17 protein-coding genes are annotated in these 22,332 nt (G+C 66.1%); 5 read left to right on the top strand and 12 right to left on the bottom strand.

Going from position 1 to position 22,332, the window contains the following annotated elements:
- Positions 1 to 9: 9 nt before the first annotated feature.
- From BKE09_RS15825 to BKE09_RS15810, 4 genes are all read right to left on the bottom strand, one after another.
- Positions 10 to 1,143 (bottom strand): CfaE/CblD family pilus tip adhesin, encoded by a 1,134-nt coding sequence (locus BKE09_RS15825; RefSeq protein ID WP_075676363.1) that lies wholly within the window; start codon positions 1,141 to 1,143, stop codon positions 10 to 12.
- Positions 1,140 to 3,866, bottom strand: coding sequence for a TcfC E-set like domain-containing protein (locus BKE09_RS15820; RefSeq protein ID WP_075676362.1), 2,727 nt, complete (start codon positions 3,864 to 3,866; stop codon positions 1,140 to 1,142). Before BKE09_RS15820 ends, BKE09_RS15825 begins: the two co-directional genes overlap by 4 nt.
- Positions 3,867 to 3,927: 61 nt before the next feature.
- Entirely contained in the window at positions 3,928 to 4,425 is a 498-nt protein-coding gene (locus BKE09_RS15815; protein ID WP_075676361.1) for a CS1 type fimbrial major subunit, read from the bottom strand.
- Positions 4,426 to 4,916: 491 nt separating this feature from the next.
- Positions 4,917 to 5,681, bottom strand: a complete 765-nt coding sequence (locus BKE09_RS15810; protein ID WP_075676360.1) for an alpha/beta hydrolase — start codon at positions 5,679 to 5,681, stop codon at positions 4,917 to 4,919.
- A gap of 93 nt (positions 5,682 to 5,774) precedes the next feature.
- On the opposite strand from BKE09_RS15810, the gene BKE09_RS15805 reads away from it, so the two are divergent.
- Positions 5,775 to 6,548, top strand: a complete 774-nt coding sequence (locus tag BKE09_RS15805; RefSeq protein WP_075676359.1) for a helix-turn-helix transcriptional regulator — start codon at positions 5,775 to 5,777, stop codon at positions 6,546 to 6,548.
- A gap of 149 nt (positions 6,549 to 6,697) precedes the next feature.
- On the opposite strand, the gene BKE09_RS15800 is transcribed toward BKE09_RS15805, so the two are convergent.
- The 8 genes from BKE09_RS15800 to gmk all read right to left on the bottom strand — a co-directional run bounded on the left by BKE09_RS15800 (position 6,698) and on the right by gmk (position 16,073).
- Positions 6,698 to 7,975, bottom strand: a complete 1,278-nt coding sequence (locus BKE09_RS15800) for a citrate synthase (RefSeq protein ID WP_057496800.1) — start codon at positions 7,973 to 7,975, stop codon at positions 6,698 to 6,700.
- A gap of 296 nt (positions 7,976 to 8,271) precedes the next feature.
- Positions 8,272 to 8,514 (bottom strand): type B 50S ribosomal protein L31, encoded by a 243-nt coding sequence (locus BKE09_RS15795; protein WP_010484049.1) that lies wholly within the window; start codon positions 8,512 to 8,514, stop codon positions 8,272 to 8,274.
- Between the two features lie 88 nt (positions 8,515 to 8,602).
- Positions 8,603 to 9,541, bottom strand: a complete 939-nt coding sequence (locus tag BKE09_RS15790) for a nucleoside hydrolase (protein ID WP_075676358.1) — start codon at positions 9,539 to 9,541, stop codon at positions 8,603 to 8,605.
- A 498-nt stretch (positions 9,542 to 10,039) separates the two neighbouring features.
- Positions 10,040 to 12,151, bottom strand: coding sequence for an ATP-dependent DNA helicase RecG (gene recG, locus BKE09_RS15780; RefSeq protein ID WP_075676356.1), 2,112 nt, complete (start codon positions 12,149 to 12,151; stop codon positions 10,040 to 10,042).
- 7 nt (positions 12,152 to 12,158) lie between these two features.
- The gene (locus tag BKE09_RS15775; protein ID WP_005410875.1) at positions 12,159 to 12,545 is read right to left on the bottom strand and encodes a RidA family protein; all 387 of its coding nucleotides are present in this window, start codon (positions 12,543 to 12,545) and stop codon (positions 12,159 to 12,161) included.
- Between the two features lie 183 nt (positions 12,546 to 12,728).
- Positions 12,729 to 14,891, bottom strand: coding sequence for a bifunctional (p)ppGpp synthetase/guanosine-3',5'-bis(diphosphate) 3'-pyrophosphohydrolase (locus BKE09_RS15770; protein WP_075676355.1), 2,163 nt, complete (start codon positions 14,889 to 14,891; stop codon positions 12,729 to 12,731).
- 106 nt (positions 14,892 to 14,997) lie between these two features.
- The gene (gene rpoZ, locus BKE09_RS15765) at positions 14,998 to 15,297 is read right to left on the bottom strand and encodes a DNA-directed RNA polymerase subunit omega (RefSeq protein ID WP_005410877.1); all 300 of its coding nucleotides are present in this window, start codon (positions 15,295 to 15,297) and stop codon (positions 14,998 to 15,000) included.
- Positions 15,298 to 15,407: 110 nt separating this feature from the next.
- The gene (gene gmk, locus BKE09_RS15760; protein WP_014038334.1) at positions 15,408 to 16,073 is read right to left on the bottom strand and encodes a guanylate kinase; all 666 of its coding nucleotides are present in this window, start codon (positions 16,071 to 16,073) and stop codon (positions 15,408 to 15,410) included.
- A gap of 290 nt (positions 16,074 to 16,363) precedes the next feature.
- Here gmk and fdnG point away from each other — a divergent pair, with 290 nt between their 5' ends.
- From fdnG to fdhE, 4 genes are all read left to right on the top strand, one after another.
- Positions 16,364 to 19,432, top strand: a complete 3,069-nt coding sequence (gene fdnG, locus BKE09_RS15750; protein ID WP_139319665.1) for a formate dehydrogenase-N subunit alpha — start codon at positions 16,364 to 16,366, stop codon at positions 19,430 to 19,432.
- A gap of 10 nt (positions 19,433 to 19,442) precedes the next feature.
- Positions 19,443 to 20,357 (top strand): formate dehydrogenase subunit beta, encoded by a 915-nt coding sequence (gene fdxH, locus BKE09_RS15745; protein ID WP_075676353.1) that lies wholly within the window; start codon positions 19,443 to 19,445, stop codon positions 20,355 to 20,357.
- Entirely contained in the window at positions 20,354 to 21,001 is a 648-nt protein-coding gene (locus BKE09_RS15740; protein WP_075676352.1) for a formate dehydrogenase subunit gamma, read from the top strand. The genes fdxH and BKE09_RS15740 overlap by 4 nt, the downstream gene beginning before the upstream one ends.
- Positions 21,002 to 21,348: 347 nt before the next feature.
- Entirely contained in the window at positions 21,349 to 22,332 is a 984-nt protein-coding gene (gene fdhE, locus BKE09_RS15735; RefSeq protein WP_075676351.1) for a formate dehydrogenase accessory protein FdhE, read from the top strand.

Below are 22,332 nucleotides of genomic sequence, written 5' to 3'. Positions count from 1 at the left end.
CCGTGGGGATCAGGGTTTGGCGGTCGGCACGCGCAGCTCTACCGTCAGCTCGCCGTCGTAGAGACCGGGCCGCTTGCTGGCGATGGGCGTAGGCGGCGTTTCCAGCACCAGCGGCGTGGGCACGCAGTACACGGGTTGATTGATGCCCGGCAGCATCACCAGGCGCAGCTGCGCGCTGTCGATACCGCGCAGCAGCTGTTCCTCGCCGTGTTTCATGGCCAGCAGGTTTCCGCCGTATTTCAGGCCGACCTGGTAGTCCAGGCGCTGGGTGTCATCGCTGCCGCCATCCCCGTGCCAGACTGCGTAGTCACGCCCTGGTGGTGGTCGTGGACCACTGTCGCGCACGGTGACGCCGAGGAACTCGCTCTGCGAGCCCACGCCGTCGTACAGGCACATGTCCACTTCCTTGTAACCGCCGACCATCTTGCGGATGGGGTCGTAGCGCAGGTCCATGTTGACCAGCGGTGAGATGCCATCGAAGCCGGGGAAGTAGATCGAGATCGCGTCGTAGTCGGTGACAGTGAAGTCGAAGTTGAAAGTGGCTGTGGCGACGGGAGCCAAGCTCGGATCGGCTTTGATGTTCAGGCGCATCGTGGCCTTCCAGCGGCCGGCCACGAGCCTCGCAAGCTCAGATGCCGGAACAATCAGAGCAGCACCTGTGCCGACTGGTTCGTCCGATGCACATTGGTACCAGAACGCTTCATTCAGAATGCGCTTCTGACTGTCCCAGTAATCGATATTGCAGCGAACACCCGACATAACCCGCTGCAGGCTTCCCACCGCACGAATCTCCGTTTGCAGGCCAGTCCTCAGGTCAACGAGACGCAACGCAATCTCTGTTGTTCCCCCGGACACGCTCAGCTCGCTTTCCGTCGGACACCGCCCAAACTCACTATCAGAAGCAGACCCACAAACCACATGGATCTGCCCATACTTCATCGCCAGATCGTGACTGAACCCCAGCACCGTGCGCGGCGCCCACAGCTCCACATCACCCGGCACCGCCGAGCGATCCCAGCTCATCACGATGTCCCGGCTCTGGTCCGTCGGATGCGTCTCCGGCGGCCACTGCGCCCACGCCCGTGGCACCACCAGCACCAGCGCACACACCAGCATCAACACACACATCCAACGCCGGCTCATGGCGTACCTCCTGCAGCAGCGGTCTGGGGCGTGGCGGCAATCAACGCGCGTTCCTGCAGCAGGCGGGTGACGCGGGCCTGCTGGCGGATCTCAGGCGGCAGCTGGGCCACGGCCAGCGGCTCGCAGAGCACGGCGCCGACCAGCAGCACCACCTGGCGGCGCTCGCGCACCTGCAGCGGGCAATGCAGCAGGCGGTCGCCCTGCAGCAGGTACAGCGTTGTTTCGCGACGCGGGAAATCGGCAACGAAGCTGCCGTTCGCGCTGGTGCCGGGCACCGGCGCGTTGAGGATGCGGGCGCCGCCCAGCGGCGCGCCGCCAAGGTCCTTGGCGCTGCCGATGAAGGTGTAGGTCACTTCGATCGGCACCGGCATGCGCATCAGCTTGCCGGGGGGTAGGAACATCGGCCGTGCGCCGCCCACGCCGGTCACGCGGATGGCGGCGATGCTGTCCAGCGTGCTGGCATCCTGAACTTCGGCACGATGCGACTGGTACGACGACAACGGCAGCAGCCGACGCTCGCCGATCTGCAGACGCTGTCGGCGCAGCCCGCCCACCTGCAGTTCGGCGGCTACGCCGCGCAAGTCGACGTCGTCGGAACCGTCCACCTGCACGGCCAGACCGGCCTCGGCGCCGTTGGCGCCGCTCCAGTAGAAGCCACGACGGCCCAGCGCGAAACCGGAACTGTGGCTGCCGCTGTAGCCCATCTCGCCGCGCCCGCGCTGCTGATAGTGCGCAATGCTGGCAGTGGTGTTGCCAATGCCGTTCTGCAGCTGGCCACTCAGCGAGGCGCTGTAGCGGTCATTGTTGTTGGCGCGCAGTTCGGCGTTCAGCTCCCGATAGTGCGTATCCCGCTCCTGGCGCAGGCTCTGGCCCACGCTGTAATCGATGGCCGGGCGCTGATGCTGGGGCTGGCGTACATCCACGGCGTAGCGGCGCTGGCCACTGCTGTCATGATTGCGCTGCAGGCGGGTCAGGCTGAGGTTGAAGTAGATGCCGCGGTCACGCTCGTTGCTGCCGCGCACGCTGTCGGTGCTGCGTTGCTGCCACAGGCCGACGCGCGTGGACACGCTGAAGTCCTGCCAGCGATGGCTGCGGCTGAAGCTGGCCTGCCAGGTGCGGCTCAGCACCGGCTCGCGGCGCGGCTCCAGCGGGCCGGGCGGCAGCAATGGCTCCAGGCCGAAGAACGGATCCTGCTCGAATCCAGGCTGATGCCAGCCGGTGCGCCAGGTCTGGCGCCGGGCGTAGCCCACGTAGGCGTTGCCACCGGCCAGCGGCAGCGACACCGAGCCGCTGAGTGAGTTGGTGCAGCCCAGCTGGTCGCGCGCATCGGCCTCGAACTGGCAAGCCTTGCCGCGCATGCGCTGCTGGTAGAGATTCCACGACGCCTTGCGCCGGTACGACAGCTGATGCTGCTGGCCATTGCTACCATCGCTGCCACGCATGCCGCTGAGCGTGGCGCGCATCTCATGCGTGGCCAGCACGCGGCGCAGGTCCACGCGCAGCTCGCCGTAGCTGTGTCCGCCGAGGTTGGCGACACCGGCGGTAAGCGCGGCGTCGCGGCCCAGCGGCACGCGCAGGCCGGCCATCGTCACGCGTTCGCCATCGAAGCGGTCGCTGCGGCGCTCGTTGCGGCGGCCGCCCTGCACGAACCACTGCCACTGGCTGTTGCTCCAGTCGCCGCCCTTGTCGAATGGCGCCTCCTCGGTGCGCACCAGCACACCGTCCTCGTAGATGCGCATGCGCACCAGGTAGTTGCCGAACGGGAAATTGCGGGTGTCGATCTGGTTGATGCCAGCCTGCAGGTAGAAGGTCTGCAGCAGTCGCTCGCCGTCGAACACATCGACGCGTGCGTCGCGCGCCAGCAGCACCGTCAGCGGCGTGGCCTGCACGGCGGCATCGGTGTCCACGTAGGCCTGGGTGGTGCCCACGCGCGCGCCCTGGAAACGGTCCAGCGGCAACATGCTGAAGCTGAAAGTGCCACCCTGCGGGCTGGACAGGTTGCGGCGGTCCATGCGCCCGGCCTGCAGGTAGTGCGCCTGCCCCAGGTCATGGCGGTAGTAGACGTTGTCGAACTGGAAGTCGTCGTCGCTTCGGCTGCGGTAACGCTGCTGGGTGTAGTACCAGTCGGCGGACAGGTGGCCGCGATCGAACAGGCCCAGCGTGCCCACACCGCGCGCGGACAGCGCCTGGTGGTCACGACCACCGCTGACATTGAGCGTCTGCTGGTGCAGGAAGGCGTTTTCCGCGTTGGCCGTGACCTTGTGGTAGCGCTCGGCGGCCGGCTCGCCGGGAATCCACTGCCGCGCTACGAACAGGCGCACGGCGCCCTCGCCTTCGTCGTACAGCGCGCGCACAGCTGCGGGGTCTTCGGGTGGATCGAGATAGCCGCAGCCGGCCGTGGCGCCACCAAAGCGGCAGGCCAGGTGGCTGTTGCGCGGCAGGGGTTGCGACAGTGCCGGCAGCAATGCCGCCTGTGCTTCCGCAGGCAGGTCCAGCGCCTGCAGCACGCGCGCGGGATCTTCCAGCTGCACGTGCTCCAGGGTCACGCGCACCGGTGACAGCCCGGCCGAGCGGCCGAACAGCTGGATGTCGAGTTGTTCGGTCTGGCCGTCGACCAGATCCTCAAAGCCAGCGGGGACGCCGTGGGCCGCTATCGAGGGAGCAGCCATTGCCAGGGCGAGCGCGACCGCCAGCCGGGTAACGGCGGGGGCGTGTGGGGTCATGGGGGTACCGCTGCAGAAGCGGCCGGCCCGGAATGCGGGGCCGGCGCGGGGAAGCCCTGAATCAGGGCTTCTGGTTCATGATGATGTAGACCATGCCTTCGTAGCGGCCCTGTACGGTAAGCGGCCCGCCGGTACCGGCCTGGGCGATGGTGAGCGGCATCGAAATGGACGCACCCGGCGTCGAGCTGGCACCGTTGAACAGATCAGCGGCCTTGAATTCGGTGACCGCGGTGGTCAGCGCGTCGGTATTCAGGCTGACGGCCAGCGGCACACGCGTGGCGCCATTGAGTAGCACCGGATCGTGGCCGAGGCGAACTTCGATGTCCGCGGTTTCGTCATTGGAGTGGATGCGCACCTGCTGCGTGGACGGCAGCAGCCCGCGCAGCGGATCGTGGGTCATCTGCACGGTGTCCGGCAACGGGGTGCCGTCGTCGAGCAGCAGCGCGAGGGTCGGGTCGACGTCGGCGTAGACGGTGATCTTGGTTTCCAGCGCGTGCGCGGACAGCGAAGCGGTGGCCAGCGCTGCAGCGAGCGCGGCCTTCTTGATAATGGCGTGCATGGGTTGTCTCTCTCGGACAAGGGGGGGAATTTGAAAGCTCCCCTCCCCAAGGAGAAAAGGGAGGGAAGCGCCGCCCGCGGGGATGGGTGCGGGCGACGGAGAGAATGTTAGGAATCCATTGCCATGCAGGCCATTCAAGCTTTCCTAAAACGTTGAACGTTAAGGAGAATCCTTGAAGGCGCTCAATGTTTGAGAGTTATGCAAACTCCCTCACTGCTTGAATGCAATAAACCTCATTGCATAGTGTTTGTAGAGTCGAGCCGCGCTCGACTGCTGTTCGCGCCATACGTGCGAGTCGAGCATGGCTCGACTCTACAGTGGGTCATCCACGCACGGCATGGATCTACTGGATGGGGTTATGCAATTTTCCTCATCCGTTGAATTCAACAAACCTCATTGCTTTGCCTTTGTAGAGTCGACTGTTAGTCGACTGCTCTTCTGCCTGTGCCCGAATTACCGCGCTGCGCGCGCGATTCGACTGACGGTCGACGCTACCTCCCGGGCAATGACAACAGGAAGGACTCCATGGCCGCCACCAACGCCAAGGGCGTCTCATTCATCGGGTAGTGCCCTGCACTTTCGATGACCTCCAGCGTTGCGTAGCGATAGCGGCACAGGTAGGTCTTCTCCATCAGCGAACGATTGAAGGTGGGATCATTTCCGCCGACCACGACCTTCAACCGATGGTCGCCGATGATCTCGCTGCTGAAATCCGTATCTGCCCACGCGGAAAGATAGGCAGCAAACGCGCCGGGCGCGGAGCGTTCCATCGAGTACCCAGCCTTCCAGTCCAACCAGGCCGCGGGCAGTCGTCCGCCGGTGCTGCGATCAATGATGGTCCGGCGGTTGGCGAGGCTGTCGGCGGCACTCTCCAACAGGCGCCGCGTGGGCGCGTCATAGGCAATGCCGCCGCAGGGAACGGGCGCGATGGCCAGCATGGATCGCACACGCTGTGGCGCGAGCACGGCAATGCGCTCGATCGCCATGCCTCCCATGGAATGCCCCACCACGCTGAAGGTGTCGATCCGCAGTGCATCGGCGAGCGCCAACGCATCATGTGCCATCTCGTCGATGCTGAACTGACCCGTCGCATCGCGCATGCCTCCGTAGCCACGGCAGTCCATGAAGACGTAGCTGAAGTGATCGCGCGACAGCCACGGTTCGATCGGTTCGAACGCATGCGCGTCGCCGAACCAGCCATGCAGGACCAGGACGAAGTGAGGCCCCTGCCCCACGCGATGAAAAGTGTTGGCCATGAAGAACTGCCACAGTCAGAAGGTGTACTGATGCTAGGCAGCGCAGGCGCGGCCCGCCGTCGATGGTGGGTCAACCGCTATAGAATCCGGGCCATGCGCAATTCGCTGCTCGATCCCTACGAAGACCTGCCGCGCGATGTTGTGGTCACCTCGAACGACTACGCGGCCGCGTCCACGTTTCCCCGGCATGCCCATCGACGCGGTCAGTTCGCCTTCGCCGCGCGCGGGACCATCAGCGTGACGACACCGCAGGGGCGCTGGCTGGTGCCGCCAGGGCGCGCCTGCTGGGTACCCGCCGGACTGGCCCACGAGATGACGATGCGAGGGCCGGTGACGATGCTCAACGCATTCCTTTCCATCGAGGCCGCCGCTGCGGTGGCGATGCCGGCACAGTGCCATGTCTATGCCGTTTCACCTCTACTGCGGCAGCTGCTGGAGGGTGCAGTGGACCTGCCTGCGCTGTACGACGAGGACGGGCGTGCAGGCAAGCTGATGCAGCTGCTGGTAGCGGAGATCGCGTCGATGCCGATGCTTTCCCTGCATGCGCCTTTGCCTGCCGATGCACGCCTCGCGCGCGTCTGCCGGGCGCTGTTCGATGCGCCCTCGCTCGCCATCGGGCTTGATGAGGTGGCTGCGGATGCAGGCATGAGCCGGCGTACGTTCACGCGGACGTTCCGCACGGATACCGGAGTGAGTTTCGCCGAGTGGCGGCAGCAGGTGTGCCTGCTGGCGGCCATCGAACGGCTGGGCCAGGGGCAGGCAGTGACACGCGTGGCACTGGACCTGGGATATGCGAGCCCGAGCGCATTTTCTGCGGCATTCCGGCGTGTGCTGGGGTGTTCGCCGAGCCGGTATTCGGAGGTGTAGTGCCGGATGGATGATTGGTTGCCGTGCGGACCAACGGTCCGCACCCACCAACCGTCGACGGTCCGCAGCCACCAACCGTCGAGCGCGATCGGGGCACAAAAAAACGCCCCGCGGATGCGGGGCGTTCTCGGCACAACCTACGCGGGCGATCAGCCCTGGTAGTCGCGCACGTCGCTGCCGGTGTAGACCTGGCGCGGACGGCCGATCTTCATTTCCGGGTCAACCTGCTGTTCCAGCCAATGCGACACCCAGCCGGAGGTACGGCCCAGGGCGAACATGACGGTGAACATTTCGGTCGGGATCTGCAGCGCCTTGTAGATGATGCCGCTGTAGAAATCGACGTTCGGGTACAGCTTGCGGGCGACGAAGTACTCGTCCTGCAGCGCGGCCTGTTCCAGCTTCACGGCCACGTCCAGCAGCGGATCCTGCACGCCCAGCTGCTTGAGCACCTTGCTGGTCATCTCGCCGATGACCTTGGCGCGCGGGTCGAAGTTCTTGTAGACGCGGTGGCCGAAGCCCATCAGGCGGAAGCCGGAGGTCTTGTCCTTGGCCTTGACCACGGCGGACTCGACGTTGTCGGCGCTGCCGATCTCTTCCAGCATCTTCAGCACGGCTTCGTTGGCACCGCCGTGGGCCGGACCCCACAGCGCGGTGACGCCAGCGGCGACCGACGCGTACGGGTTGGCACCGGTCGAGCCGACCAGGCGCACGGTCGAGGTCGAGGCGTTCTGCTCGTGGTCTGCGTGCAGGATGAACAGCAGGTCCAGCGCCTTGACCACGTCCGGGTTCAGATCGTACTGGCCGTCAGCCGACTCGAAGGTCTGCTTCAGGAAGCGGCTGACGTAGTCCAGCGAGGTGTCCGGCTTGTTGGCTGGCAGGCCCTTGCCGTGGCGGTAGATCAGCGCCGACAGGGTCGGCACCTTGGCGATCAGGCGCACGGCGGCCTGGCGGCGCTGTTCGGCGTCGGACAGGTCCAGCGAGTCGTGGTAGATGGCCGACAGCTGCGCGATCGCGGCTGCCAGGATGGCCATCGGGTGGGCATCCTTGGCGAAGCTGCCGATCAGCGTGTTGATCGAATCATCGACGTTGGCTTCGGCGGTCAGCTCATCGGTGAAGGCCTTCAGCTGCTCGGCGCTCGGGCGCTCGCCGTTGATCAGCAGATAGGCCACTTCGACGTAGCTCGACTTTTCCGACAACTGTTCGATCGGGTAGCCGCGGTACAGCAGCACGCCCTTGTCGCCGTCGATGTAGGTGATGGCGGACTTGCAGCTGGCCGTCGCGGTGAAGCCGGAATCGTAGGTGAAATACCCCGTTTCCTTGGTCAGCTTCGCGATGTCGACGCAGTCGTTGCCAAGGGTGGGTTTGATGACGGGCAGAACGACGGACTTATCGCCGGCGTTGAGCGTGACCTGATCAAGATCGGACACTGTGTGCGCTCCTTCATGGGAAGGCGCCTGCCCAAGCGCATTGGTCAGGCACGTGAATGACGTCCTCGGCCTGTGCCGGGGATCACGCCATTATCGCACAGCAGCATTTGCCCGGCGCTAGACAGAAGTCGTAGACGGCAGGCGGCCAGAACCCGGCCAGCAAGCGGCCCGGATCGGCAAAAGCGTTGTCACACGAACGCAGCGTTCCGTCCATCCAAACGCCCGTTGGGTTGGCGTTGGGGAAAAACAAACGGCCGCGCAGAGCGCGGCCGTCGGTTCGAAGCTGGATCGACAGATCAGCGCGCGTAGCGCTTCTGGAACTTGTCGATACGGCCCGAGGTGTCGATGACCTTGTGCTTGCCCGTGTAGAACGGGTGCGAAGCAGAGGAAATTTCAACCTTCACCAGCGGGTAGTCGTTGCCGTCTTCCCACTTGATGGTTTCCTTCGTCGCCATGGTCGAGCGGGTCAGGATCTTGAAATCGGAGGTGACGTCATGGAAGACGACGTCGCGGTAGTTCGGATGGATATCGGCCTTCATGGGCTCACACCGTAAATGGGCTGGTGGTCAAGAGCGGCATTATAAGCACCGGTTGCCGCCCGGGGCAACCGGTGCCGGTCAATCGGCTTCAGTCCGCGCCCAGGGCCTGGCGCACCAGGGCCTCGAAACGCTGCTGGTCGTAGGCCATCAGCAGATCGCAGTTGTCCGGCTGGCCGGTCTGGCGGTTCCAGTCGACGATGGTGGCGCCGCGGCTGAACGTTCCGTTCAGCTCCACGTTCAGCGGCCGCGATTCGACCTGCAGCTGCCCTTCCGGGTTCAGCGCCCAGGCCATGGCGACCGCGTCGGCGGTGTACCAGCGGCCGCCCTTGCTGTCTTCGGACAGGCCACGGGTCTTGCGCGAGATCAGCTCGTAGAAGCGGGCACGATCGGAGTCGGCCTGCAGCCACTTCTCGGCTTCCTCCAGCGGCAGGCCATGGGCGACGGTGGCCTCCCAGTCCGACACCAGCAGGTGCTTGAACGAGGTGAACACCACATGCGCCGCTTCCGGATCGAAGGCGATGTTGAATTCGGCCGCCGGGGTGATGTTGCCGTGGCAGGTGACCGCGCCGCCCATCACCACGATGCGCTTGATGCGCTGGGGCAGGGTCGGGTCCAGCTTCAGTGCCAGCGCCAGGTTGGTCAGCGGGCCAAGCATCACCAGCATCAGTTCGCCGGCATGCGCGTGCGACAGGCGCAGGATGGCCAGCGCAGCATGCTCGGCTTCGGCCTGGCGGCTCGGCGGCGGCAGGTCCACGTCGCCGTAGCCGTCGCGGCCATGCACGTGGGCGGCGTCAACGGAGGGATGCAGCAGCGGATCCGGGCTTCCGGCAAACACCGGCACGTCGGTGCGGCCGACGATGTCGCAGAGCTTGAGGGCGTTGCGGACGGTGTACTGCAGGCCGACATTGCCGGCGGCGATGGTCAGGGCGACCACGTCATGCCGTTCATCGGCAAAGGCCATCAGCAGGGCCAGGGCGTCGTCCACACCGGGGTCGGTGTCGATCAACAGGGGGATCTTGTGGGTCATCGTTGCCGTCTTCAGATCGGCAACGAAGTGTGGACCGGGATGATGACCGATGCAAGTACGGGAGGGGGGAGGTTCGGCAGGGCTGCGCCCTGCACCCGCAGAGGCAGGAGCAACGGCAACAGCAACAGCAACGTCAGAAGCTGGTTTTCTGGGGGATGGCGGGGTGGGTCCGGTTGCGGGGGACGCCGTAAACCCGTCCCTGGGGGCTTGGCCGCGGCATCCATGCCGCGGACACCCCCGCAACCGGACCCACCCCGCCGTCGACAGACACCGCGATCTGTCGGAACGGCATCCTGCTCTGGCAGATGTCGACCTTGGTCGACATATCCACGAGATGATCGAAAGCGATGTCTGTAGAGTCGAGCCACGCTCGACTCACGCGCGCAGCGCGAACGGCTGCCGAGCACGGCTCTACAGTAGATCCACGCCATGCGTGGATGCGCGTCCCGGGGATGGGGTCGGAGCCCTTTGCTGTGCAAAGGGGTCTGACCCCACCACTCACGCCGAGGCGTAACGCACGGCGGTGCCGATCCAGCGCTGCACCACGCGATCAGCCAACGCGGGCTGCTGGTCCAGCAGCCGCTCGGCCAGGTCATGCACGCCAGGCAGCAGGCCAGCATCGCGGGCGAGGTCGGCGATGCGAAAACCGGCCAGGCCGGTCTGGCGGGTGCCGAGCAGTTCGCCGGGGCCACGCAGTTCCAGATCCTTCTCGGCGATGACGAAACCATCGTTGGTTTCGCGCATGGTCTGCAGGCGCTCGCGCGCCATCTGCGAGAGCGGTGCCTGGTACAGCAGCACGCAGCGCGACACGGCCGAACCACGGCCCACGCGGCCACGCAGCTGGTGCAGCTGCGCCAGGCCGAGGCGTTCGGCGTTCTCGATCACCATCAGCGAGGCATTCGGTACGTCCACGCCCACTTCAATCACGGTGGTCGCCACCAGCAGGTCGATCTCACCGGCCTTGAACGCCACCATCGTCGCCAGCTTCTCGGCGGCCTTCAGACGGCCATGCACCAACCCGACGCGCACGCCGGGCAGCAGTGCCTGCAGCGATTCGTAGGTGGCCTGCGCCGGGGTGGCATCCAGTTCTTCGCTTTCCTCGATGAGCGTGCACACCCAGTACACCTGCCGCCCTTCCTCGCAGGCCAGCGCGATGCGCTCGATCAGTTCCGGGCGACGGTCATTGTTGAGGGCGACGGTCTGCACCGGCGTGCGTCCCGGCGGCAGTTCGTCGATGGCCGACACATCCAGGTCCGCGTACTCGGACATCGCCAGCGTGCGCGGAATCGGCGTGGCGGTCATCACCAGCTGGTGCGGCACGCTGTTGCCGCCCGCGCCCTTGTCGCGCAGGGCCAGACGCTGGTGCACGCCGAAGCGGTGCTGCTCATCGACGATGGCCAGGGCCAGATCCTGGAACACCACCGCTTCCTGCATCAGCGCGTGGGTGCCGACCACCACCTGCGCTTCGCCGTTGGCGACCTGTTCCATCACCTTGGCGCGCGCCTTGCCGGTGACCTTGCCGGCCAGCCAGGCGATGCGCACGCCGAGCGGTTCCAGCCAGCCGCGCAGGTTGTTGAGATGCTGTTCGGCCAGCAGCTCGGTGGGCGCGGCCAACGCGACCTGCTTGCCCTGCTCCACCGCCAGCATGGCGGCCAGCGCGGCGACCACGGTCTTGCCGGAGCCGACGTCGCCCTGTACCAGCCGCAACATCGGGCTGGGGCGCGCAAGGTCTTCGCGGATCTGCTTGAACACCCGCGCCTGCGCACCGGTCAGCGCAAAGGGCAGCTGCTTCAGCAGCGCCTTGGCCAGCTTGCCGGAACCGGCCAGCAGCGGTGCATGGTGTGCCTGCAAGGCAATGCGTTGGCGACGCAGGCTGAGGTGATGCGCCAGCAGTTCTTCCATCGCCAGGCGACGCTGCGCCGGATGGGTGCCGGCGGCCAAGGCGGCCAGATCGGCATCCGGCGGCGGCCGGTGCACGGTCAGCAACGCGCTGCGCAGCGACGGCAGGCCGAGGCCATCCAGCCAACCGCTGGGCAGCAGTTCCAGCGTGCTTTCCTCGGGCAGGCGATCCAGGGCCTGGCCGATCAGCTTGCGCATCGTCATCGGGCCAACGCCTTCGACGGTGGGATACACCGGGTCGAGGCGGTCGCCGAGTTCGGGATCGTCGTTGCGGCCCAGCACCTGATAGCTGGGATGGACGATTTCCAGGCCGAGATGGCCGGGTTTGGGGGTGCCGAAGCAGCGCAACCGGTTGCCGACCGCGAACTGGCCGACCTGCTGCTGGCGGAAATGGAAGAAGCGCAGCACCAGGGTGCCCTGCCCTTCATCCTCCACGGCGACCTTCAGCATCGGCCGGTAGCGCATGCCGCGCTCGACCGCGACCACCCGCCCTTCCACCTGCGCCGGCACGCCGTTGCGCAGGTCTTCGATGCGGGTCAGCCGGGTCCGGTCTTCATAGCGCAGCGGCAGATGAAGCCAGAGATCCTGCAGGGTGGCCAGGCCACGCGCCTGCAGTTTGGCGGCCACGGCCGGGCCCACGCCCGCAAGCATCGCCAGGGATGCTTCGCCGGACGGTGACAGGACCGGGGTGACCGCCGCCTTGCGTGCCACGTGGCGGTCAGTCGATGACCATCACCGCGTCGACCTCGAAGTTGGCGCCCTTCGGCAGGCCGGAGACTTCGATGGTGGAACGGGCCGGGTACGGGGCCTGGAAGTAGTCCTGCATGACCGCGTTGACCTTGGCGAACTCGCCCAGGTCGGTCAGGTACAGGCCCAGGCGCACGACCTTGTCCAGCGAGCCGCCGGCGGCTTCGGCCACGGCCTTGAGGTTGTCGAAGGCGCGACGGGCCTGTGCTTCGACGTCGCCAGCGCCGACGATGTCGCCGGTGGCCGGGTCGAGCGGAATCTGGCCGGAGAAATACACGGTATTGCCGGCGCGCACGGCCTGCGAGTACGGGCCGATGGCGGCGGGGGCCTTTTCGGTGTTGATGATCTGGCGGGACATGGGTCGCTCCGGTGCTTGGGGGAAAACAGAGCGGTGATTGTACCGGGTGGGGCTGCATCCACGCATGGCGTGGGTCTACCTCGCCGCTTCGGTAGTGCCGGCCGCTGGCCGGCAACCCCATGAACGTCGGAAGCACCGCGAAGGTGCCGGCCAGCGGCCGGCACTACCGGGTGCGCGCAGGATCTACTGGCGGCGTACCGACTGCACGACCGACAGGCGGCGCAGGCGGCGCATCACTTCGGCCAGGTGGTTGCGGTCGCGTACCTGGATGTTGAACGCCAGCACGGCGGCGTTGAAATCGCGGTCCAGGTAGTCCACGCGCTCGATATTGGAATGGCTCTGTGCGATGGCGGCGGCCAGCTGCGCCAGCACGCCGGTGCCGTTCTCCACCTCCACCACCAGCGAGGTGTCGTAGTCGCCGGAGACGGTGGTGTCCCAGCCGATCGGCACCCAGCGCTCGGGCGACTTGCGCAGCTCGGCCAGGTTCGGGCAGTCCATGCGGTGCACCACGATGCCCTTGCCGGCGGTGTGGTAGCCCATGATCTCGTCGCCGGGAATCGGCTGGCAGCAGCCGGCGAAAGTGACCACGCCACGCTCGCTGCCGTTGATCAGGATCTTTTCCTGCGAATGGTGGCGCGAATGCGGGCCGCCCCGCAGTTCGGCGTAGGCCATCAGCGCCTGCGCGGCCTGGGTCGGCATCCAGTTGCCCAGTGCGACCTCGGCCAGCAGTGCCTCCAGGCGCGGGAAGCGGTGTTCGGCCAGGAACGCATCCAGGCGCCCCTTCGGCAGCCGCTCCAGCGACGAATCCATCGCTTCCAGCGCACGGTCGAGCATGCGGTGGCCCAGCTGCACGGCGTCTTCGTGCTCCAGCTGCTTGAGCTGGTGGCGGATGGCGGTGCGTGCCTTGCTGGTGACCACGAATTCCAGCCACTGCGGTTTCGGCGTGGCCGAGCGCGCGGTGATGATCTCCACCGACTGGCCCGACACCAGCTTGGTGCGCAGTGGCACCAGTTTCTTGTCCACGCGCGAAGCCACCGCCATGTTGCCGACGTCGGTGTGCACGGCGTAGGCGAAGTCCAGCGCGGTGGAGTTGCGCGGCAGGGCCAGGATCTTGCCCTTCGGGGTGAACAGGTAGACCTCGTCCGGGAACAGGTCGACCTTGACGTTGTCGAGGAACTCCAGCGAGGAACCGGCGGCGCGCTGCGAGTCGATCAGCTCGACGATCCAGGCGTGGGCGCGGCTCTGCGCGCTGTTGGGCGAATCGCCACCGAACTTGTAGGTCCAGTGCGCGGCCACGCCGCGTTCGGCGATCAGGTCCATTTCCTCGGTACGGATCTGCACTTCGATCGGCGAGCCATACGGCCCGAACAGCACCGTGTGCAACGACTGGTAACCGTTGGCCTTGGGAATGGCGATGAAATCGCGGAAGCGGCCATCCAGCGGCTTGAAGGTAGCGTGCACGGAGCCCAGCGCGTGGTAGCAGCTGGGCACGCTGCGCACGACCAGGCGGAAGCCGAACACATCCATCACCTGGTCGAAGGATTTGTTCTCGTCGCGCATCTTGTTGTAGATGCTCCACGGGGTCTTGATGCGGCTGATCAGCCGATGCTCGATCCCCTCCTTGGCCAGGCGCTGCGACAACTGCACTTCCACCTGCGCCATCGCTTCGCGGCGCACCACCGGCTGGCTGCGGATGTGTTTTTCGATGATGGCGTGGCGCCACGGGTACAGCGCCTTGAAACCGAGGTTCTGCAGCTCGCTCTTGACCAGGCTCATGCCCAGGCGCTGGGCAATGGGCGCGTAGATCTCCAGCGTTTCGCGGGCGATGCGGCCGCGCGCTTCGCGGCTCTGCGCGCCCAGCGTACGCATGTTGTGCAGGCGGTCGGCCAGCTTGATCATGATCACGCGCAGGTCGCGCGACATCGCCAGCAGCATCTTGCGGAAGCTCTCGGCGGCCGCTTCCTGGCGGTCGCGGAACTTCAGCTTGTCCAGCTTGGTGACGCCGTCGACCAGTTCGGCCACGGCTTCGCCGAACTCGGCGGCCAGCGCCTCGCGGGTCAGCGGGGTGTCTTCGATGGTGTCGTGCAGGATCGCGGCGATCAGCGCTTCCACGTCCAGGCCGAGCTCGGCCAGCACCTGGGCCACGGCCACCGGATGGGTGATATAGGGCTCGCCCGACTTGCGCGTCTGCCCAGCGTGTGCGGCGGCTCCGACTTCCCAGGCACGGCGCAACAGCGGCAGCTGTTCCGGCGGCAGGTAATGGGCGGCGCGTTCAAGCTGGAGGACGTAGTCGGGTACGGCGGCAGTGGGGGCTGCGGCGACCTTGGCAGTGGGGCCTGGGTTCATGCCCGCAGCCTATTCCAGCGCGACGTTTACGGCAAATCCTGAATGCGAAACAGCCCGCACGGGGCGGCCTGTTCGGCACATCCAACGATTACGTTGATCGATGCGATCAATCGTCGTTCTTGGACATGTCTTCGTCGGCGACCACTTCCGCGGCGGCCCACTCCAGCGCTTCGCGCTCGGCGCGCTCACGCTCGGCCTTCTCGACTTCGTCGATCAGCGCGTTGTCGATCTTGCGGGCAGCGATTTCGCGCAGCGCCAGCACGGTCGGCTTGTCCTCGGTCTCGCTGTTGTCCAGCGTGGCCTGCACGCCGTTGGCGAGCTGGCGGGCACGCTTGGAAGCCATCATGACCAGTTCGAAACGGTTGTTAACGACTTCCAGGCAATCTTCTACGGTGATGCGGGCCATACGGGCTCCCGGCGACCGGTCGGCCGCTCAGTCGAATGAGGGAAAGGGGACGGAGTGTACTGGCAGGGGCTGGACAAAATCAAGCCAACCCCTACCCGATTCTTTTGGAATCAGTCAGTTGCGCCCGGATCAGGGGTCAGCAGGGCCTGGATCAGGCCGGCGTGGCGGACCTTCTGGGCCTCCCGGCGCAGGCGGCTGGCGGTAAAGATGGCGCACAGTTCGTCCACGGCGGTGTCGAACACCTCGTTGACGATGACGTAGTCGAACTCGTTGAAGTGCAGCATTTCATCGCGGGCGGCGCCCAGGCGCTGGGCGATGACCGCCTCGCTGTCCTGGCCGCGCTTGCGCATGCGGTCCTGCAGGGCCTGCTTGGACGGCGGCAGGATGAACACGGTGACCGTGCCCGGCACCAGCTGGCGCACCTGCTGCGCGCCCTGCCAGTCGATCTCCAGCAGCACGTCCTGGCCGGCGGCCAGCTGCGGCTCCACCGACTGGCGGGCGGTGCCCTTCCAGTCGCCGTGCACCCAGGCATGCTCGAAGAAGTCGCCGGCGGCGATCATTTCCTCGAACTTCTCCGCAGAAACGAAATGGTAGTGCTGGCCGTTCACCTCACCCGGGCGCATCGCGCGCGATGTGAAGGAGATCGACAGGGCGATCTGCGGGTCACGCGCCAGGGTGGCATTGACGATGCTGCTCTTGCCGGCACCGGAGGGGGCGGCAACGATGTACAGCGTGCCGCGCGCAACGGCGTCCGACGGCTTCGACGGGGCGCTCATGCGCGGGATCCAACGGGTTGATTTCGCAAAATTTTTCCTCGATGTTCCAGATCCGGCGCGGAGGATCGCGCCAGGACGGCGGGGGCTGCGCGGAACATCCTGGAACCAGGCCCGGCAGACGCTTCCCCGGGGGGCGGGCACGCAACTTTACCAGAGCGGCCCCGTTGCGCGCCCGTCCGGCAGGCGCCGGGCCTTGTGCCACATGAGCATCCGGGGGCCTGTGCTATAACCGGGCCGTACCCAACGACAGCCCGGAGGCCTGCGCCTCCCCGCCATCCCAGGAGAACGGCATGCCATCGATGAGCCGCCGCCAGTTCCTGAAAGTGACCGGGACAACCCTGGTCGGCTCCAGCCTGGCATTGATGGGCTTCGCGCCCGGCATCGCGCTCGCGGAGGTCAGGCAGTACAAGCTGACCCGCGCGACCGAGACCCGCAACACCTGTACGTACTGTTCGGTGGCCTGCGGCATCCTGATGTACAGCCTCGGCGACGGTGCCAAGAACGCCGAGCCGAGCATCTTCCACATCGAGGGCGACCCGGACCACCCGGTCAACCGCGGCACGCTGTGCCCGAAGGGTGCCGGCCTGGCCGACATCATCCACAGCAAGTCGCGCCTGCTCTACCCCGAGTACCGCGCACCGGGCTCGAACGAGTGGAAGCGGCTGAGCTGGGACGATGCGCTGGACCGCATCGCGCGGCTGATGAAGGAAGACCGCGATGCCAACTTCGTGCAGAAGAACGAGGCCGGGCAGACGGTCAACCGCTGGCTGACCACCGGCATGCTGGCCGCCTCGGCCACCAGCAATGAAACCGCGGTGCTGACCCACAAGGTCGTCCGCTCCCTTGGCATGTTGGCATTCGACAACCAGGCACGTGTCTGACACGGCCCGACGGTGGCAGGTCTTGCCCCGACGCTAGGCCGTGGTGCGATGACGAATCACTGGGTCGACATCAAGAATGCCGACCTGATCCTGATCATGGGTGGCAATGCCGCCGAGGCACACCCGTGCGGGTTCAAATGGGTGACCGAGGCCAAGGCACACAACAAGGCCCGGCTGATCGTGGTCGATCCGCGCTTCAACCGCTCGGCCGCGGTGGCCGACGTGTACGCGCCGATCCGTACCGGCACCGACATCGTGTTCCTGGGCGGCCTGATCAACTACCTGTTGACCGAGGACCGCATCCAGCACGAGTACGTGCTGAACTACACCGACATGTCGTTCCTGGTGAAGGACGAATTCGCCTTCAAGGACGGCCTGTATTCGGGCTACAACGAAGAGAAGCGCAGCTACGACCGTTCCAGCTGGGACTACGCGTACGGTGACGATGGCTTCGTGCGCAGCGACCCGACGCTGAAGGACCCGCGCTGCGTCTACACCCTGCTCAAGCAGCACTACGCGCGCTACACCGTGGAGATGGTCGAACGCATCTGCGGCACGCCGGCCGACAGCATCCGCCAGGTGTGGGAGATGATCGCGTCCACCGCCGGCAAGGACAAGGCGATGACCATCCTGTACGCGCTGGGCTGGACGCAGCACTCGATCGGTGCGCAGAACGTGCGTGCCGGCACCATGGTGCAGCTGCTGCTGGGCAACATCGGCGTGGCCGGTGGTGGCATGAACGCCCTGCGCGGGCATTCCAACATCCAGGGCCTGACCGACATCGGCCTGATGTCGGACCTGCTGCCCGGCTACCTGACGTTGCCGAAGCAGGACGAGCAGGACTACGACGCCTACATCGCCAAGCGCACGCAGAAGCCGCTGCGCGCCAACCAGATGTCGTTCTGGCAGAACTACCCGAAGTTCCACGTCAGCCTGATGAAGTCGTGGTGGGGCGACGCCGCCACCGCGGACAACAACTGGTGCTTCGACCACCTGCCCAAGCTCGACAAGCCGTACGACATGCTGCAGGCGTACGAACTGATGAACGAGGGCAAGATCCACGGCTACATCTGCCAGGGCTTCAATCCGCTGGCCTCGGCGCCGAACAAGGGCAAGCTGATCAGTGCGTTCTCCAAGCTGAAATTCATGATCAGCATGGACCCGCTGGAAACCGAAACGATTGCCTTCTGGCAGAACCATGGCGCACTGAACGACGTCGACCCGAGCACGATCCAGACCGAAGTATTCCGCCTGCCGACCACCTCCTTCGCCGAGGAGAACGGCGCGGTGGTGAACTCCTCGCGCTGGCTGCAGTGGCACTGGAAGGGGGCCAATCCGCCGGGCGAGGCGCGCAGCGACATCGAGATCATGTCCGAGCTGTTCCATCGCATCAAAGCGATGTACGAGAAGGACGGTGGTGCGTGGTGGGAGCCGGTGCGCGACCTGGCCTGGAAGTATTCCAACCCGGAACTGCCGACGCCGGAAGAACTGGCGATGGAATACAACGGCAAGGCGCTGGCCGACGTGTTCGATCCGAAGGACCCGACCAAACTGGTGCGCAAGGCCGGCGAGCAGCTGGCCGCGTTCGGCGACCTGCGCGACGACGGCAGCACGTCATCCGGCTGCTGGATCTACATCGGCGCCTGGGGCCCGACCGGCAACATGATGGCGCGGCGTGACAACAGCGACCCCACCGGCATCGGCAACACGCTGGGCTGGGCCTGGGCGTGGCCGGCCAACCGGCGCGTGATGTACAACCGCGCGTCGTGCGACGTGGCCGGCAAACCGTTCGACCCGCGCCGCACGCTGCTGGCCTGGAACGGCAAGAACTGGGGCAACGTGGACGTGCCGGACTTCAAGGCCGACGAAGATCCCGCCGGCGGCATGGGCCCGTTCATCATGAACCCGGAAGGCATCGCCCGCTTCTTCGCCAAGGCCGGCATGGCCGAGGGCCCGTTCCCGGAGCATTACGAACCGTTCGATACCCCGCTGCGCAGCAACCCGCTCAGCCCGGGGCAGGCACTGACGCTGAACAACCCGGCGGCACGCGTGTTCGCCAGCGATCGCGCACAGATCGGCTCGCCGGACGAGTTCCCGCATGTGGCCACCACCTACCGCCTGACCGAGCATTTCCACTTCTGGACCAAGCACGGCAAGTTGAACGCCATCATCCAGCCCGAGCAGTTCGTCGAGATCGGCGCGGCGTTGGCCGACGAGCTGGGCATCAACAACGGCAGCCGTGTGCGGGTCAGTTCCAAGCGCGGCCACATCGAAGCGGTGGCCATGGTGACCAAGCGCATCAAGGCCCTGCAGATCGATGGCCGGACCGTGCACCAGGTGGGCGTGCCGATCCACTGGGGCTTCCTCGGTGCAGCCAAGCCCGGATACATCGCCAATACGCTGACCAACGCCATCGGTGACGGCAACTCGCAGACGCCCGAATCGAAGTGCATCCTGGTCAAGGTCGAGAAGGTGTAGGAGACACGCCATGTCACTGCAATCCCTGGACATCATCCGCCGCTCGGCCACCACCACGCCCTCGCCGGAGGCGCGTGGTGCGCACACCGGTCAGGTCGCCAAGCTGATCGATGTGAGCAAGTGCATCGGCTGCAAGGCCTGCCAGGTCGCCTGCATGGAGTGGAACGACCTGCGCGACGAGGTCGGCAGCTGCGTCGGCAGCTATGACAACCCGCCCGACCTGAGCGAACAGTCGTGGACGGTGATGAAGTTCCGCGAGTACGAGGACGAGAAAGGCAAACTGGAGTGGCTGATCCGCAAGGAAGGCTGCATGCACTGCAGCGATCCGGGCTGCCTGAAGGCCTGCCCGTCGCCGGGCGCGATCATCCAGTATGCCAACGGCATCGTCGACTTCCAGGAAGAGAACTGCATCGGCTGCGGCTACTGCGTGACCGGTTGCCCGTTCGACGTGCCGCGCATCTCCAAGAAGGACCACAAGGCCTACAAGTGCACGCTGTGTTCGGACCGGGTGGCGGTAGGCCAGGAACCGGCCTGCGTGAAAACCTGCCCGACCGGTGCGATCACCTTCGGCAGCAAGCAGGCGATGACCGAGCACGCGGCCGGACGCGTGGAAGACCTGAAATCGCGCGGCTACGAGAATGCTGGCCTGTACGACCCGCAGGGCGTTGGCGGCACCCACGTGATGTACGTGCTGCAGCATGTGGACAAGCCGGAGCTGTACGCCGACCTGCCCAAGGACCCGCGCATCAGCCCGATGGTCGAGGTCTGGAAGGGCGTGGCCAAGCCGCTGGGTGTGCTGGCGATTGCCGCTACGGCATTCGCCGGCTTCCTGCACTACATCGGCATCGGCCGCAACACGGTGGACGAGGAAGAAGAAGAACACGCCGAGCATGAGGCCGAGAAGATCGAGGAGGACCGGTCATGAGCCGCGCCCCGCGCCCCCGCGAGATCATCCGCTACCGTGCGCCGACCCGTATCAACCATTGGATCGTGGCGATCTGCTTCGTGCTGACCGCGCTGTCCGGGCTGGCGCTGTTCCACCCTGCCCTGTTCCCGTTGACGCAGCTGTTCGGTGGCGGCCCGTGGACGCGCATCCTGCATCCGTTCATCGGCTTGGCCATGGTGATCGGCTTTGCACTGTTGGCGCTGCGGATGTGGCGTGACAACTTCCTCAGCGCGGACGACCGCGCGTGGATGCGCGGCATGCGCGATGTGCTGCGCAACGAGGACGAAAAGCTGCCGCAGGTGGGCCGTTTCAATGCCGGCCAGAAGCTGCTGTTCTGGGCCATCATCGGTTGCCTGTCGGCGCTGCTGCTGACCGGCTTCGTGATCTGGCGGCAGTACTTCAGCCACCTCTTCCCGATCGGGCTGATCCGCTTTTCGGTGCTCGCCCATGCGCTGTTCGGCTGGGTGCTGGTGTGCGCGATCGTGGTGCACATCTATGCGGCGATCTGGATCAAGGGTTCGGTGCGGGCGATGACCCAGGGCAAGGTGACCTACGGGTGGGCGTACAAGCATCACCGGCAGTGGTTCCGGGACATCCTGCGCGGGCGGCGGGAACAGGGGTAGCGGCAGGGCCTGCGGCCCTGCACCCGCCTCAAGCCAAGGCAACAGCAACAGCGGCTATCCGTGGGATGGCGGGGCACTGTGGATTTGCGGGGGCGCCGTGAACCCGTCCCTGGGGGCTTGGCCGCGGCATCCATGCCGCGGACACCCCGCAAACCCACAGTGCCCCGCCTTCGACAGTTCCCCGGTGCTGTTGGTGGGTGTCGACCTTGGTCGACACGATGAACACGGCAACAACGGAATCCGGTTTTTGTAGAGTCGAGCCATGCTCGACTGCTTTGCCTGGAACACGCTGGACGCCAGCGCTGACAACGGCGAGGATGGAGGCTGGTTCTTCTGGCTGGCCCTGCATGGCGCAACGCATCCTTGAACCCGGTGAGATCGAGACGCTGGCCTCGCGCGATGTTCCGCGCATCATCCTGCCCGATATCGAGTCGCTGTTCGCCGCACGTGCGGACCGGCTGCGTAGTCTGGCGGGGCACAGTGCCATCGGCGGTTACCTGCAGCTGCTGGCGGCGCTGGCCGATGCACAGCAGGCGCTGCTGGAGGATCTGACACCGCAGCAGCGCGAGGACCTTCAGGCGCAGGCGCGCGCGCAGCAGTCCAGCGCGGCCGCCAGCGCCGGCATGCCGTTGCGGCCGGCCAACACACTTCAGCTGGATGGACGCTGGCGCGACTGGCTGCGCACGCTGTGCCGGCACTGCGCCGACGAGGCTGGGCTGCCGGCGGAAACGCGGCAGGAACTGCTGCGCGTCGCCGCCGCCGAGGATGCCTGGTTGGATGCACAGGCCCACGCCGTGCTGGAACGCGATGACGCGCCCGCGGTCGACGCAGTCGCTGCACTGCTGGTGATGAATGCATTGCAGGTGTACTGGGCCGTGCTCGCAGCCAGCTTCCGCCCCACCGAGCTGAGGCCGCTGGCCGATGCGCCGGGGCTGTGCCCCCTGTGCGGCACCCTGCCGGTGACCAGCGTGGTGCAGGCCCGTCCGCCCTATGCCTCCTACCGCTACCTGTCGTGCTCGCTGTGCGCCTGCCAGTGGCACTACGTGCGCGTGCAGTGCAGCCAGTGTGGTGCGGCCGGCAAGGACATCGCCTACCGCGCGCTGGCGGATGCCGACGGCGATACCGGTCAGGCCGTGCGCGAGAGCGCGGTACGTGCCGAAACCTGCGACCACTGCCACAGCTACCGCAAGATCCTGTACCTGGAAAAAGACCCGTCACTGGAACCGGTGGCCGACGACCTCGGCACGCTGGCGCTGGACCTGCTGCTGGGCGAGGAAGGGTATGCACGCGCCAGCCAGAATCCGCTGCTGTGGCAGTCCGACGGCGAGTGA

The sequence above is a fragment of the Stenotrophomonas sp. TD3 genome, from assembly GCF_001939825.1.
Lineage (GTDB): Bacteria > Pseudomonadota > Gammaproteobacteria > Xanthomonadales > Xanthomonadaceae > Stenotrophomonas.
This window is presented reverse-complemented; position numbering and strand designations above follow the sequence as displayed.

Excerpts from the sequence above, each read along its gene's own strand:
- rpoZ (WP_005410877.1), bottom strand. The coding sequence starts at position 15,297 with ATGGCCCGCATCACCGTAGAAGATTGCCTGGAAGTCGTTAACAACCGT.
- gmk (WP_014038334.1), bottom strand. The coding sequence starts at position 16,073 with ATGAGCGCCCCGTCGAAGCCGTCGGACGCCGTTGCGCGCGGCACGCTG.
- BKE09_RS15825 (WP_075676363.1), bottom strand. The coding sequence starts at position 1,143 with ATGAGCCGGCGTTGGATGTGTGTGTTGATGCTGGTGTGTGCGCTGGTG.
- BKE09_RS15810 (WP_075676360.1), bottom strand. The coding sequence starts at position 5,681 with ATGGCCAACACTTTTCATCGCGTGGGGCAGGGGCCTCACTTCGTCCTG.
- BKE09_RS15820 (WP_075676362.1), bottom strand. The coding sequence starts at position 3,866 with ATGACCCCACACGCCCCCGCCGTTACCCGGCTGGCGGTCGCGCTCGCC.
- BKE09_RS15740 (WP_075676352.1), top strand. The coding sequence starts at position 20,354 with ATGAGCCGCGCCCCGCGCCCCCGCGAGATCATCCGCTACCGTGCGCCG.
- BKE09_RS15770 (WP_075676355.1), bottom strand. The coding sequence starts at position 14,891 with ATGAACCCAGGCCCCACTGCCAAGGTCGCCGCAGCCCCCACTGCCGCC.
- fdxH (WP_075676353.1), top strand. The coding sequence starts at position 19,443 with ATGTCACTGCAATCCCTGGACATCATCCGCCGCTCGGCCACCACCACG.
- BKE09_RS15795 (WP_010484049.1), bottom strand. The coding sequence starts at position 8,514 with ATGAAGGCCGATATCCATCCGAACTACCGCGACGTCGTCTTCCATGAC.
- BKE09_RS15790 (WP_075676358.1), bottom strand. The coding sequence starts at position 9,541 with ATGACCCACAAGATCCCCCTGTTGATCGACACCGACCCCGGTGTGGAC.
- BKE09_RS15775 (WP_005410875.1), bottom strand. The coding sequence starts at position 12,545 with ATGTCCCGCCAGATCATCAACACCGAAAAGGCCCCCGCCGCCATCGGC.
- BKE09_RS15805 (WP_075676359.1), top strand. The coding sequence starts at position 5,775 with ATGCGCAATTCGCTGCTCGATCCCTACGAAGACCTGCCGCGCGATGTT.
- BKE09_RS15815 (WP_075676361.1), bottom strand. The coding sequence starts at position 4,425 with ATGCACGCCATTATCAAGAAGGCCGCGCTCGCTGCAGCGCTGGCCACC.
- fdhE (WP_075676351.1), top strand. The coding sequence starts at position 21,349 with ATGGCGCAACGCATCCTTGAACCCGGTGAGATCGAGACGCTGGCCTCG.